At 68.1% G+C, this 13587-nt stretch carries 13 protein-coding genes; 5 read left to right on the top strand and 8 right to left on the bottom strand.

The features are described 5' to 3' along the window. Positions 1 to 50: 50 nt before the first annotated feature. A complete protein-coding gene (locus tag RSP45_RS11980; RefSeq protein ID WP_415392084.1) occupies positions 51 to 518 on the bottom strand; it encodes a hypothetical protein in 468 nt (155 codons plus the stop codon). Between the two features lie 445 nt (positions 519 to 963). Here RSP45_RS11980 and RSP45_RS11975 point away from each other — a divergent pair, with 445 nt between their 5' ends. Next, positions 964 to 1968 (top strand): type VI immunity family protein, encoded by a 1005-nt coding sequence (locus RSP45_RS11975; protein WP_415392083.1) that lies wholly within the window; start codon positions 964 to 966, stop codon positions 1966 to 1968. Between the two features lie 113 nt (positions 1969 to 2081). Here the strand turns inward: RSP45_RS11975 and RSP45_RS11970 are convergent, their stop codons facing one another. The 6 genes from RSP45_RS11970 to RSP45_RS11945 are packed head-to-tail and all read right to left on the bottom strand — an operon-like array spanning position 2082 to position 8173. After that, positions 2082 to 2999 carry an SDR family NAD(P)-dependent oxidoreductase gene (locus RSP45_RS11970; RefSeq protein WP_415392082.1) on the bottom strand — a complete coding sequence of 306 codons (918 nt, stop codon included), beginning with the start codon at positions 2997 to 2999 and terminating at the stop codon, positions 2082 to 2084. A gap of 10 nt (positions 3000 to 3009) precedes the next feature. Continuing rightward, the gene (locus tag RSP45_RS11965) at positions 3010 to 4197 is read right to left on the bottom strand and encodes an acyl-CoA dehydrogenase family protein (protein WP_415392081.1); all 1188 of its coding nucleotides are present in this window, start codon (positions 4195 to 4197) and stop codon (positions 3010 to 3012) included. A gap of 2 nt (positions 4198 to 4199) precedes the next feature. Further along, the gene (locus RSP45_RS11960; protein ID WP_415392080.1) at positions 4200 to 5069 is read right to left on the bottom strand and encodes an HpcH/HpaI aldolase/citrate lyase family protein; all 870 of its coding nucleotides are present in this window, start codon (positions 5067 to 5069) and stop codon (positions 4200 to 4202) included. Next, positions 5066 to 5518 carry a MaoC family dehydratase gene (locus RSP45_RS11955; RefSeq protein ID WP_415392079.1) on the bottom strand — a complete coding sequence of 151 codons (453 nt, stop codon included), beginning with the start codon at positions 5516 to 5518 and terminating at the stop codon, positions 5066 to 5068. Before RSP45_RS11955 ends, RSP45_RS11960 begins: the two co-directional genes overlap by 4 nt. Before the next feature lie 14 nt (positions 5519 to 5532). Continuing rightward, positions 5533 to 6726 (bottom strand): acetyl-CoA acetyltransferase, encoded by a 1194-nt coding sequence (locus RSP45_RS11950; RefSeq protein WP_415392078.1) that lies wholly within the window; start codon positions 6724 to 6726, stop codon positions 5533 to 5535. 4 nt (positions 6727 to 6730) lie between these two features. Next, complete coding sequence (locus RSP45_RS11945; protein ID WP_415392077.1) at positions 6731 to 8173, bottom strand: hypothetical protein; 1443 nt, start codon at positions 8171 to 8173, stop codon at positions 6731 to 6733. Positions 8174 to 8329: 156 nt separating this feature from the next. Here RSP45_RS11945 and RSP45_RS11940 point away from each other — a divergent pair, with 156 nt between their 5' ends. From RSP45_RS11940 to RSP45_RS11925, 4 genes are all read left to right on the top strand, one after another. Beyond that, entirely contained in the window at positions 8330 to 9337 is a 1008-nt protein-coding gene (locus tag RSP45_RS11940; RefSeq protein ID WP_415392076.1) for a phosphotransferase family protein, read from the top strand. 10 nt (positions 9338 to 9347) lie between these two features. After that, complete coding sequence (locus RSP45_RS11935; protein WP_415392075.1) at positions 9348 to 10244, top strand: MaoC/PaaZ C-terminal domain-containing protein; 897 nt, start codon at positions 9348 to 9350, stop codon at positions 10242 to 10244. A 251-nt stretch (positions 10245 to 10495) separates the two neighbouring features. Then, entirely contained in the window at positions 10496 to 11665 is a 1170-nt protein-coding gene (locus RSP45_RS11930) for a DcaP family trimeric outer membrane transporter (RefSeq protein WP_415392074.1), read from the top strand. Between the two features lie 82 nt (positions 11666 to 11747). Continuing rightward, positions 11748 to 12719 (top strand): hypothetical protein, encoded by a 972-nt coding sequence (locus RSP45_RS11925; protein ID WP_415392073.1) that lies wholly within the window; start codon positions 11748 to 11750, stop codon positions 12717 to 12719. A gap of 62 nt (positions 12720 to 12781) precedes the next feature. On the opposite strand, the gene RSP45_RS11920 is transcribed toward RSP45_RS11925, so the two are convergent. After that, entirely contained in the window at positions 12782 to 13525 is a 744-nt protein-coding gene (locus RSP45_RS11920; RefSeq protein WP_415392072.1) for an enoyl-CoA hydratase-related protein, read from the bottom strand. Positions 13526 to 13587 lie beyond the last annotated feature (62 nt).

The following is a 13587-nucleotide window of genomic DNA, read 5'->3' as shown; positions in this document are numbered from 1 at the left end:
TCGACCGCTGGCCCCCTCACTCGTGCCTCGGCGCGCCCAAGGCCACGCTGTCAGGACGGCCCGACCGTATAGCGGCTTTCCATTTCCACGAGATAGTCAGACCGGGCGCCCTTGAAATAATCCTCGCGGGCATATGCGTGGAAATCATGGATGAAGAGTCCGGCCAAGCGGATGGTTTCCAGGACCGGCGGCGGGGCGAAGACGACGAAAAACTCGTGGTCGAGCGGTTGCCAGACATAGGTTTCCGCGGACTCGAAGGCGACCAGCACATTTGCGTAACCGAGATCGAAGGACTGTCGACCGGCCTCGTCCAGGCTCAGCCTCGCAAGATGGTGCGGTTGCTGCTGATGCTGACAGCTCCACAGCTCCGCACGCTCTGCCCCCGCCAGCCTGCCGACCGCCACGATGTCGTCGGGGCTTGCCCATTCGGGAAACGGCAGGGCCGCAAGCCCGGCGGCGCGGATCGCCCCGGCGTCGAGTTCGGTCCCGTCCGGGATGAACCGGGTGAAACTATCCATCTTTCCCCTCTCGCATCCTGCCGCCGCCTGCGGCCTTGCAGAGGCGCGCCGGCGACCTTTCGGGCCGGGATCGCCGCCGGGCAGCAGATCCGGGAACTGTCACCCCCTGATGATCCGCCATTTGGTGCCAAGGGCGCAATATCCGTTCCGTCCCAGCCCGGGGGCACCTACTCCTCCTGCCCTCCGCCCGGATCATGGGCCGAGGCTGCTTCCGGCGCCTGCGTTTGATTTCGCCGGTGAGATATCCTAGCCGTCCAGTGACAGGACACGCCCTTCTCGCTGGGCCGCCCGACCAGTTACGATTGGCCCGAATGAAGCATCGGAGCGACACCATGGCCGCAACCCGCCCCGCCCCCGACCTGGCCGGTTCCATGACGCGTGCCGGGCTGTCCGCTGGCGGCGCCCGGCGCGCCACTGTTCCGATGCTTCGGCCACGGGGCTGAGCATGGATCGCCGCACCGATTACGAAAACCTCGACGAGGCGCTGATCCCCCACCGCCACAGCGGCAACCCGATCATGCGCATCGGCCTGCGGACGCAGCTGTTTTTCCCCGGCGGCACCCGGCCGCAGGTGCGGGTCGCGGCGGTCGAGGCGCTGGAGGCCTATGCCCGGCTTGCCGGCCCACATCTCACCCGCATCCTGCCCAACGGCTCCAAGCGCCTGGCGAACATCGCCCGGGCGGATTTCCCGGAACGGCAGCGCCAGCAGGCAGCCAAGGCTGCGCCCGGCGAGGTGTTCGGGATCACGATCTGCGAGGATCGGAAGATCCCCCTCTGGCACGCCGCGGCCCAGCTGCCCGGGGATTATGCGCCAGAGCTGCTGTCCTATTTCACCGCCGCCACGCCCGCCTCGTTCATCAAGGAAGACCCCGACCGCCATGTTGCCGCCGTGGTGGAATGGGCGTCGATGGTCCGGCCCGATTACGGAACCGCCGGTTTCGCGCTGATTGCAGAGCCGGGAATGGAGTTGCAATGGCCCGATGAAAGCTGGCCGGTCCTGTCGCGATTCTGCGGGCTCGACCATCTCGGCGCGTTCAACCTGAACCGGAAGCCGGGCTGCGTCCAGGCGGTGAACTGGCTGACCGTGCTGGGCGAGGCCGCGCTGGCCGCCATCGGCGGACGCGAGCGGCTTGCCGCGCGCCTGTCCCGGGCGTGGTCCGAGATCGCCCCGGCCGCGCCCGGGTTTTCCCTGCATGATTTCGACGGCGGCATCGTCGTCCGCGCCGGGGATCATCCGCAGATGGGCGATCTGCAGCAGGACGGCATCCCCGAAACCTACCGCGCCGCCAGCGCCGCCCTGCGCCCGATCATCTTCGCCGGATACCGGAACCGCCCCGGCGACCTGCTCAAGCTGCCCGCAAAGCTGGATCGTCACCGCGAGACGATGGGCTGGATCTTTCGCTTCGACGGGGACGATCGCGCCGCAGGGTCCGCGCCTGAGGCCACGTGAAAGCTGTGCCAGAGTGGCCGGACGAGGCCGGCGTCCTGTTCGGGCAGACGCGGGCAGCGCGCCGGCTCCAGCGGGCGCAGCGAGCGCCCCACCGGCATGGGTCTGCGCCAGGTTCAGACCGGATCCCAGGTGAACACATCGCCCGACTTGTGCAGCGGGTAGAAGTCGTTGCGGAACATCGGGAACACACGTTCGGCCACGGTTTCCGGGGTCCAGCCGTCCGAGGTATGCGCGGTGCGGATCGGGCGCGGCTGCGAGAACAGGTAGATCTCGTTGTTGCGCACGCCGAAGATCTGGCCGGTGACCTCGCTGCCCGCGTCCGAGGTCAGCGCCACCACGAAAGGCGCGATCTTTTCGGCGACCAGCTTTTTCAACCCCTCGACGCGCTTCTTCTGCTCGGGGGTCTCGTCGGGGATCGAGGACACCATGCGCGTCCAGGCGAATGGCGCGACCGCATTCGAGCGGACGCCGAAACGCTGCATGTCGATGGCGATGGCCTTGGACAGCCCGGCAATGCCCAGCTTGGCGGCGGTATAGTTGGCCTGCCCCAGATTGCCGATCAGCCCCGAGGTCGAGCTCATGTGCACATAGGCGCCCGAGCCCTGTTCCTTGAAATGCGGGGCGGCGGCGCGGCTGACGTTGAAGGTGCCCTTCAGATGCACGGCGACGACGGAATCGAACTCGTCCTGCGACATGCGGTGGAACAGCACGTCGCGCAGGTTGCCGGCATTGTTCACCACCGCGTCAATGCGGCCGAAGGTGTCAAGCGCCGACTGCACCATCGCCTGGGCGCCGTCCCAGTCGGCGACGGAATTTCCGTCGGCGATAGCCTGGCCGCCCATGGCCTCGATCTCGGCCACCACCTCCTGCGCGGGGCTGAGGCCGCTTTCCGAGGCGCCGCTCAGCGCCACGCCCAGGTCGTTGACCACCACCGCCGCCCCGGCTCGTGCCATGTCCAGCGCGATGCCGCGCCCGACGCCGCGGCCGGCGCCGGTTACCAGGACCACCTTGCCATGCATTGCCTTGGTCATGATGGCCCTCTCAGTAGGATTTCGGCAGGCCGAGAACCTTCTCGGCGATGAAGCTGGAGATCAGCTGTTCGGTGATCGGGGCGATGCGGGTCACCGCCACCTCGCGGAACAGCCGCTCGACATGGTATTCCTTGGCATAGCCAAAGCCGCCCATGGTGAAGATGGCGCGTTCGCAGGCCTCGTATCCGGCGCGCGCCCCCAGGAACTTGGCGGCGTTCGCCTCGGCCCCGCAGGGTTTGCCGGCGTCGTAAAGCTCGGCCGCCTTCATCGCCATCAGCCAGGCGGATTCCAGATACATCCAGCGTTCGGCCAGCGGGTGCTGGATGGCCTGGTTCTGGCCGATGGGGCGGTCGAAGACCACGCGTTCCTTGGCGTATTGCGTCGCCCGGCGCAGCGCGTCCTGGCCGATGCCGATGGCCTCGACCGCGATCAGCACCCGCTCGGGGTTGAGGCTGTCGAGGATGTAGCTGAACCCCCTGCCCTCGTCGCCGATGCGGTGTTCGTCGGGGATGAACAGGTCGTCGATGAAGATGGCGTTCGAATCCACCGCCTTGCGGCCCATCTTGGGGATGCGCTGCACGTCGATCTTGCTGCGGTCGAGGTCGGTGTAGAAGATGGTGATGCCGTCGGTCGGGCGCTTGCAGTCCTCGAACCTGGTGGTGCGGGTCAGCAGCATGATCTTGTTGGCGACCTGGCCGGTCGAGGTCCAGACCTTCTGCCCGTTCACCCGGTAGCCGCCCGGCACCTTTTCGGCGAATGTCTTGATGCGGGTGGTGTTCAGCCCGGCGTCGGGTTCGGTAAAGCCGAAGGCGACCTGATCCGAGCCCGCGATCAGCCGCGGGATCCATTCGGATTTCTGCTCATGCGTGCCGTGGACGACGATCGGATGCGGCCCGAACAGGTTGATATGCACCGAGGATGTCGCGGCCATGCCGCCGCCATGGCTGGCGACCTCGTGCATCATGATCGCGGCCTCGGTCACGCCCAGCCCGGCGCCGCCGTATTCCTCGGGCATGGTGATGCCCAGCCAGCCGGCGTCGGCCATGGCGCGGTGGTATTCGCGGGGGAACACCCCGTCCTCGTCGCGCGCCAGCCAGTAGTCGGCGTCGAAGCGCGAGGCGACGGCGCGCACGCCCTCGCGGATCGCGGCGCGGGTCTCGGCCAGTTCCTCAGCGGATTTATCACTACTCTGGGACATGGTTATCCTTTCTGCACACTGGCGAGGGTCCGCCGCGCCTGTTTCAGATGCGGGATGTCATACATCTTGCCGTCGATACCGATGGTGCCCAGCCCGGGGTCGGCCTCGAAGGCGGCGACGATGCGGGCGGCCAGCGCCAGATCCTCGTCCGAGGGGGCAAAGGCGCGGTTGATCGGCTCGACCTGGGCCGGGTGGATCGCCAGCCGGCCGGCAAAACCGTCGCGACGCGACACGCCGCAGGCCTCGATCAACCCGGTTTCGTTGCGGAAGTCGGCGTAAAGCGTATCCAGCGCCGGCACCTCGGCCGCGGCGGCCGCCATCAGGCACAGGCTGCGGGCCAGTTGGTAGGGCTGCGACCAGTCGCCGTCGGCGCCCTTGTTCGAGGTGGCGCCGACCACCGCCGACAGATCCTCGGCCCCCCAGGTCAGCGCCGCCAGCCGCGGATGCGCCGGCGCGTAGGAACCAAGGTTGAACATCGCCTGCGCGGTCTCGGTCGCCACCACGAGGATGCGGATGCCGCCCGCCGGCAGACCGGCGCGGGCTTCCAGCGCGTCCAGATAGTGGCCCAGCTGCGCGACATCCTGCCCACCGTTGGCCTTGGGCAGGATGATCCCGGCCAGCCCCGGCCGCACCACCGCCGCCAGATCGGCCAGCGTCAGGCCGGTGTCCAGCGCGTTGACGCGGACCCACAGCGCCGGGCCGTCCGAGGCTTCGTCCAGCCAGCCCGCGACCATGGCGCGGGCGGCATCCTTGTTGGGCGAGGCCACGCTGTCTTCCAGGTCGAGGATCAGCCCGTCGGCCGCGGTCCCGCGCGCCTTGCGGTATTTCCTTTCGCTGTCGGCGGGAACGAACAGCAGCGATGTCAGCCTCATGTCGGGCGCTTCATCATCAGGGCCAGGCGCTTGCATTCGCAGACCACCTCGTCGCGCTGGTTCAGGCCGCGGTGCAGGAAGGTGACGATGCCCTGCGTCGGGCGCGATTTGGATTCGCGCCGCGCGATCACCTCGGTTTCGGCGCGGATGGTGTCACCGGCAAAGACCGGTTTGGGAAACTTGACCTCTTCCCAGCCCAGGTTGCCGATGGTGGTGCCCAGCGTGGTGTCGCCGACCGACAGGCCCACCACCAGCCCCAGCGTGAAGACGCTGTTGACCAGCGGTTTTCCGAACTCGGTCGTCTGGCAGTAGTCGTGGTCGATGTGGATCGCCGCCGGGTTCATGGTCATCGTCGAGAACTGCATGTTGTCCCAATCGGTGACCGTGCGGCGCACGTCATGGCGGATGACATGGCCGACCTCGAGCTCTTCGTAATACTTCCCTGCCATGCGCTTTCCCCCTGTTATTCCAGCCGGCCCAGCACCGACACTGCCGCGACCGAGTTCGACGGATGCCCGCCCAGGTTATGCGTCAGGCCGAAGTCGATATTCGCAAGCTGACGCGCCCCGGCGCGGCCCTTGAGCTGGGTGTAGACCTCGTAGGCCATGCGCAGCCCCGAGGCGCCGACCGGATGGCCGAAGCACTTGAGCCCGCCGTCGATCTGGCTGGGCAGCCGCCCGCTCGCGTCGAAGGCCCCGTCCAGCACGTCGAACACCGCCCGGCCGTCCTGCGACAGACCCAGATCCTCCATCGTCACCAGCTCGGTGATCGAGAAGCAGTCATGGACTTCGGTCAGGCCCAGATCGGCGGGGGTGATGCCCGCCTCGTCATAGGCGCGGCCGGCGGCGATGCGGGTGTTGCGGACGTAAGAGCCGTCCCATTCGCCATATTGCATCTCCCACCCGTTCGAGGCGCAGACCTGCACCGACTTGACCGAGACCAGCGCGTCCCGGGACAGGCTGCGGGCGATTTCGGGCGTGCAGATGATCGCGGCCGCCGCGCCGTCCGAGACGCCGCAGCAGTCGTAAAGCCCCAGCGGATCGGCAACCATCGGCGCATTCAGGATCGTCTCCATCGTGACCGCCTTGCGCAGGTGGGCCTTTTCGGCATGGACGCCGTTCTGGTGCGATTTCCACGACACATGTGCCATCGCCCGCTTGAGGTCGGCCGCGTCGATGCCGTGGCGCGCCGCATAGGCACCGGCCAGCTGCGCGAAGGTGCCGGGGGCCGAGCCATAGGGCATCCACAGGTCGTTGACCGAGCCCTTGGTGCGGATCGGCAGGCCGCCGAAGCCGGTATCCTTCAGCTTTTCGACGCCCAGCGCCAGCGCGATATCGACGGCCCCCGAGGCGACGGCATAGGTCGCGGCCCGCAGCGCCTCGGTGCCGGTCGCGCACATGTTCTCGACCCGGGTGACCGGCATCGGCGGCAGCCGCAGTGCCGTGGCCAGCGGGATGGCCGAGTTGCCGACGTTCACGTCGTCCAGCGCCGAGCCCAGCCAGGCCGCGCCGATCTGGTCGCGGCTGATGCCGGCATCGGCCAGCGCCTCGTCGAAGGCTTCGGCCATCAGCATGTCGGAACTCATGTCCCAGCGCTCGCCAAAGCTTGTGCAGCCCATGCCGAGGATGACGGCCTTGTCGCGGATGCCTTGCGCCATGGGTTTACTCCTTTGCTGCAAGCTGCGGGCGCGCCAGCGGCGCAGCCTTCCAGAAATAGCTGCGGAACTGGCGCTGCCGGTCGATGGCCTTGATGCGGAACCGCATCCGCAGGGGGGCGCCGACCTGCTGCGCCCCGCCCTCGACGTCGCAATGCTCCATCACCACGCGGGCGCCGTTCTCGAACTGCACCAGGCCGAAATGGAACGGCGGGTCGGGGGTGAAGTTCAGCCGGTCGGCGGTGATCGAGACCACGCGCGCCGGTTCGTCGCGCAGGATGACGTCCTGATAGGCGCCGGGTTCGTCCAGCCCGGGGTTGACCGGCATCGGGGTCTTGGGGAACTGCACGTTGCCGCCCTGGTCGCGGCCACCGACAAAGCCGTGCATCTCGCGCCCGTGGCGGGCCAGCACGCTGGCGGAAACCTTCTGGTTCACCTCGGCGCGCGGGCCCCAGTCGAGGTCGATGCCGCCGGTCAACGACAGCAGACGGGAATAGCTGGTCAGGGCCGCGCCCTCGGCCAGCGCCTGATGCGCGGGGCGCCGGTCGGTGCTGCCGGTCACCTCGAGCAGCAGCACGTCGCAGCCGTTGCCGCAGCCGGCCAGCAGCACGATCTGGCCCGGCTGAGCCTGTTCCAGCGCCAGCGCCAGCCCGAACAGCGGCGCGGCGGTGCCCAGCTCGCCGGCCTCGGCACCCAGCCGCTCGATGAGGTTCGGCGCCGACAGGCCCAGCTTGCGGGCGGCGGCGGCATAAAGCCCCGACACCGGCTCGGGCACCACCGCCAGCGCCACATCGGCGCCTTGCAGCCCGGCCTCGGCCAGCGCGGCCTTGGCGGCGGGAATCAGCGCCTCGGACAGCATCACGTCGCGGGTGAACCGCTCTTCGGCGGCGTAGGGAAGCCCGCGCGCGACCGAGGTATAGCTGTCGAGCAGGTCGAGATTGACCCGCCCCGCGCCCCGCAGCCGCGCAATGCCCGGCCCGTCGCCGACGACGACCGCCCCCGCGCCGTCGCCCCAGTTCAGGTTCGCGGCGCTGCCGGGCTGGGTGGCGCGCTTTTCGCCGGCGGCGATCAGCTCGACCCCCTCGGGCCCGCGCAGGGCGCGCAGCAGGGCCGACACGGCGGACCGGCGGCAGTTGGCCAGATCGACGGTTTCCGCATCGCGGGGCAGATTCAGCGCCTCGGACAGCAGCACCGACTGCGAGCGGTCGGAGAACGCGGCCGAGGTCGAGGCGAACACCACCCGCGCCACCGGCCCCTGCGCGGGCGCAAGCGCCTCGCGTGCGGCCTCGACCGCCTGGGTCAGCGCATCCTCATCCCAGCCGGCGACCGCGCGCCGCCCCTTGCCGTTGCCGCCCAGCCCCGCCCAGGAGAGTTCCGCCCGCGCGGCCTTCCGCTCGAATCGCAGCAGTGGCAGGTAAGCGCCGGTGCTTTGGATAGATCTGTTGGCCATGCCCTCTCCTCCGATGCAGGAAGTATGCACTATTGCATACTATACGCAAGCTAAACATTACGCTTGAACTATATCATTTGCATTATAATATGCTTGCAGTCAAAGGCTGGGCCGACACCGCTGCCGCACATGAAAACTTGCAGACAGGACAATGGGATGGAGTGGAGTTGGACCGAAGCCGACAGCGACCGACTGGTCGCCTGGCTCAAGGCCCGCCAGCTGGTGCCGCAAGACGGCCGGCCGGTGCTGAAGATCATCGGCGAAGGCCATTCCAACATCACCACCCTGGTCGAGCTGGGCGATTCGCGGCTGATCCTGCGCCACCAGCCGGTCATCCGCGCCAATGCGCCGGATGTGCTGCGCGAGGCGCGCCATATCGCCAAGCTCAACACGGCGGGGGCGCTGGCGCCGCTGGTGCTGGCGATGGCCGAAGCGGGCGAGGCGCTGGACGTGCCGCTTTACGTGATGGAGCATGTCCCCGGCATCGTGGTGTCCGGCGACCTGCCGGAACCGCTGCGCCGGGATCCCTGCGGCATGGCCCATGCGATGATCGACGCGCTGGCCGATCTGCACGGCATCGACGCCGCGCGGATCACCTCGCGCCCGCTGGACGACCCCGAGGCCAACCGCACGCATTTCGCCATGATGCGCGGCCTGATCGCCCAGCTTGACGGGCACGAGGGCGAGGCCCTGCGAGCCATGGCGCAGCGGCTGGACGACCGCGTGCCCGACGCCGCCCAGCAATGCGTGGTCCACAGCGATTTCCGGCTGGGTAACCTGATGTGGGCCCCGGACCTGCCGCCCCGGCTGGTGACCGTGCTGGACTGGGAGCTGAGCACCACGGGGGACCCGCGGCTGGACCTGGGCTATTTCATGATCGCCTATCCCGCCCCGGGGATCACCCGCACGCCGCTGCAGGATCTGGGACGGGCCCTCGACCAGGCGGACTTCCCGCCGATTTCAGAGCTGATGGCCCGCTATGCCGGGCGGACCGGGCGGGCGCTGGCGGACCTGCACTGGTTCGCCGCCTTCGTCGCCTGGAAGACGGCGGTGTTCTATGTGCTGTCGCGACAGCGCGGCGAGGATCGCTATTACGACGACGACGCCCATTGCCGCGCCTTCCTGGGGGCCAGCGCCGATCACCTGGCACGTCGGGACAAGTGACGAGAGACGAATGGACATCGAAGCATTGCGTCATTTCCGGTTCGACGAGATCCGGCAGAGCTATTCGAAAAAGGATACCATCCTTTACGCGCTGGGTCTGGGCTACGGCAGCGATCCGCTGAACCCCGACGAGCTGCGCTTCACCTATGAACAGGACCTGCACGCCGTCCCCTCGATGGTCAACATCCTGGCCCATCCGGGGTTCTGGGTGCAGCGGCCGGAACTGAAGCTGAACTGGCGCAAGCTGCTGCACGCCGAACAGCGCTTCGACATTCTGCGCCCCCTGCCCCCCGAGGGCGAGCTGAGCGCGACCTATCGCGTGACCGGCGTCGTCGACCGCGGCGCGGCCAAGGGGGCGTGGCTCTATCAGCGCAAGGATCTGAGCGATGCGGCGGGCCGGCCGGTCGCGCAGGTCAGCTCGACCTATCTGCTGCGCGGCGACGGCGGCTGCGGCATGTTCGGCACCGCCGAACCGGAACTGCCGCCCTTGCCGCACCGGCGGGCCGATCACGTGCTGCGCCAGCCCACCCTGCCGCAACAGGCGCTGCTGTATCGGCTAAGCGGGGACATGAACCCGCTGCACGCCAGCCCTGAGGTGGCGCGGCAGGCCGGGTTCGACCGGCCGATCCTGCACGGGTTGTGCACCATGGGGATCGCCTGCCGGGCGCTGATCTCGGTCCTGTGCCCCGGCGCGCCCGAGCGGCTGCGGCATCTGTCGCTGCGGTTTTCGCACCGGGTCTACCCCGGCGAGACGATCCAGACCGAGGTCTTCGATCTTGGCGCCGGCGAGATCCGCTTCCGCTCGCGGGTGGTCGAGCGCGACGTGATCGTGCTGGATCGCGGCCGCGCCGAGCTGGCGCCGGCAATCGCCCCCGCCCCCGACGAGATGGCGGTGTCCCCGGGCTGATCCGGCCGGGGACGCCAACCCGCGCCGTCCGGGTTGCGAAAACCATCCCCCGGGACGACACCGGCGCACCCGCCACCACGGTCGCGCGCGCCTGATTCCGCGCCGGAGACCGCTCACCTAAGTTCGATAGTGATTTTTATGCAAGCATACCATGCTCAACATATATAAGTCGCTTGGTTACTATAATCTTTGCATGTAACGTCCCCTTCGTGCGCCGAGCTTCGGCACACCACAGATTGGGAGGAGACTACATGTTCGGAAACTACCGATCCCCCGCCGCGGTCGCGGTGGGCATGGCTGCTGCATCCTTGGCCGTGGCGGGCAGCGCCCAGGCCGAAACGCTGACGCAGCTCGAGGCGCGCATCGCCGCGCTGGAGGCGAAAGAGCAGGAACCGGTCCAGGTGACCAACCGCTATGGCATGGCCCTGTCCTTCTACGGCACGGTCAAGGTCGATGCGGTGATGGATAACAATTACGGGCTGGGCAACACGATCGGGGGCATCGCGCAGATCCTCGACGGCACTGCCGAGGAAAGCGATCAAAAGATCCACGCCTTCCAGTCCCGCTTCGGCTTCCGCGGTGAACAGGACACCGAATACGGCAAGCTGCGCTTCAACGTCGAGGGCGACTTCTTCGGCGGCGGCGGCGGCACGTTCCGGCTGCGGCACGCCTATGGGCAGCTTGGCGGCTGGACCATCGGTCAGACCTGGTCGACGTTTTCGGTGCTGGGCGAAGCCCCGGCGGTCTGGGACTTCAACGGCCCCGCCGGTCCGGCCAGCTTCCGCGTGCCGCTGGTCCGCTATTCGCATGATTTCGGCAACGGCAGCAACATCACCGCCTCGATCGAGGAAGACTATGTCAGCTGGGGCGACCGCCCGGCATTTGCCGTGGCGGCCAGCCACAGCTTCGATCAGGGCAGCGTCCGCGTTGCCTATATCAACCGCAAGCTCGACTACGCCGGCGGCACCGTCACCGGCTGGGGTGCGAATGTCGGCGCGACGTACAAGCCGTGGGAAGGCGGGCTGATTCAGGCCAGCTATACCCGCGGTGAAGGGATTTCGTCGATCCTGGGCTTCAGCGGCTATGCCGGCCAGCAGGCCGGTGCCGGCGCCCCGACCTTCTTCGACGTCGACACCAATGGCGACGCGATCGAAATGGACGGCCTCAGCCTTGCGGTCAGCCACAAGATCCGGCCGGATCTGTCGGTGCTGGCGGCCTATGGCCGGCAGAGCTACGATTCCTTCGCGGGCGCACGCGCCACCGATACCGACAAGCTGGAAACGGTGAACATCGGCGGCAAATACAACCTGACGGAAAACTTTGCCGTCGGCGGCGAAGTCATCTGGGCGAACCGGACGCAATTCGACGGCGCGGAAGTGGACAACACCCGCTTGCATCTGGGCGCGACCTTCGACTTCTGACCCACACCCACGGGGACGAGCCGGAACCGGCTCGTCCCAGACTGCAATCCGCTTCCCTGATCCCGATACAAGGATGAATAGGATGTCCGAGGCCCGTTACCTGCACAAGCTGGACCCCGCACTGGCCATGTTGGCGCGCGCCGAGGACGATCTGCGCCACCGCCCTGCGCCGGGGGGGCAGATGCGCGATTCGCTGTTCTGGCAGGTGAGCCTGGCCGAGGAAAAGCTCTGCCTGCAGATCTATTTCTTCGCGACCGAGGACGGCAATGCCGGCTGCAACATCTGCCTGTGGGGCGAAGGCATCGCGCCGGCGGTGGTGGATTTCCATTCGGGCAGCATCCCCGACGACTGCGACTTCTCGGCCATCGACCTGGCGGGGCTGGTGGTGCGGCAGGACATCGCGGCCCAACGCTCGACCCTCTCCTACGAGGGCGCGCGGCTGAAGCTGAGCTTCAGCTTTGCCGCGCTGCACGACGCCTTCAGCTATCACACCAATGCCGACGGACTGCCCGGCTGGATGGCCACGAACCGCATCGAGCAAAGCGGGGTCCTGCAGGGCTGGCTGGACATCGACGGGCGCCGCGTGTCGCTGGACGGGCGGATCGGGCACCGCGATCATTCCTGGGGCCTGCGGGAATGGGCGATGCCGCAGCACTGGAAATGGCTGGCAGCCTATACCCCTGACGGCGCCATCACCATGAACGGCTGGATCTGGATCGCGGGCGGCGAGCGCGGCGTGGCCGGCTATGTGGCCCGCGACGGCAAGGTCAGCCCGATCACCGCCATCCGGGACCGCACCGAATACGATGCCGAGATGATGCAGCAATCGGCGACCCTGAGCATCGACTATGGGGCCGAGCAGCCGCTGGAGCTGCGGCTGGAGACGTTTTCGGCGATTCGCTTCCCCAGTTCGAAACGCAACCCGATCACCATCACCGAGGCGGGCTGCGCCGCGACGCTGGACGGCATCCCCGGATCGGGTCAGTTCGAGACCCACTGGCCGACGCCGTATCTGGATTATCTGCGCCAGCGCAAGCAGGCGTCCGCGGGCTGACCGCGGATGGATGACCCGCGCAGGACAGGCGACACGCCGGGTCCTGCCGCGGGCCGGCCGGGTCAGCCCCGGCCGCGCAGGGCGGCGATCCTTGCCTGGATCTCGGCCGCGCCCACCGCGGAGTTGAGGGCGATGGCGGTCTCACGCTCCAGCGCCAGCGCCTGGTCGAAGGGCAGTCCCGCGCCGTTCCCCAGCAGCGCCTTGTAGGCTTCGACCCCGCCCGCGGGGGCCGCCAGGCTTTGCCGGGCAAGGTCGAGCGCGGTCGGCAGCAGCGCCTCGGGCGGCACCAGATGGTTGATCAGCCCCCAGTCCAGCGCCTCCTGATCGGACAGGAACCGTGCCGTCACCGCCATTTCCAGGGCGCGGGCCATGCCGATCCGCTCGGCAAGCCGGACCGAGCCGCCCCAGCCCGGCAACAGCCCCACCCGGCTGTGGGTATCGGCAAAGCGCGCGCCCTGTGCCGCGACCAGCAGGTCGCAGGCCAGCGCCAGCTCCAGCCCGCCGGTCACGCACAGCCCGTTGATCGCGCCGATCACCGGCCCGGAAAACCCCCGCAGCGCCGCCACCGGATCATGCAGCCAAGCGCCCGCGGCGGGCCCCCCGGCGCTGTCCCATTCCGAGACCTCGAGCCCCGCGGAAAACGCCCGCCCGGTCCCGGTCAGGATCAGCACCCGCACTGCCGGATCCGCCTCGAGCCGCGCCACCTCGGCGACAAGCGCCTTGCGCAGCGAAACCGACAGGGTGTTGAGCCGCTCCGGCCGGTTCAGGCGCAGAACCGCCCAACCCTCGTCTGAAATCTCCGTCAATAGCTCAGAGTCGGACATGAGGCCCCCTATATTCATGCAAGCTTACAATAAGCTTGCATTGC

It is taken from the genome of Paracoccus sp. SJTW-4, from assembly GCF_047716885.1.
Classification (GTDB): Bacteria; Pseudomonadota; Alphaproteobacteria; order Rhodobacterales; family Rhodobacteraceae; genus Paracoccus; species Paracoccus solventivorans.
The sequence above is the reverse complement of the archived record's forward strand: the minus strand, read 5'-3'. Positions and strand labels throughout refer to the sequence as shown.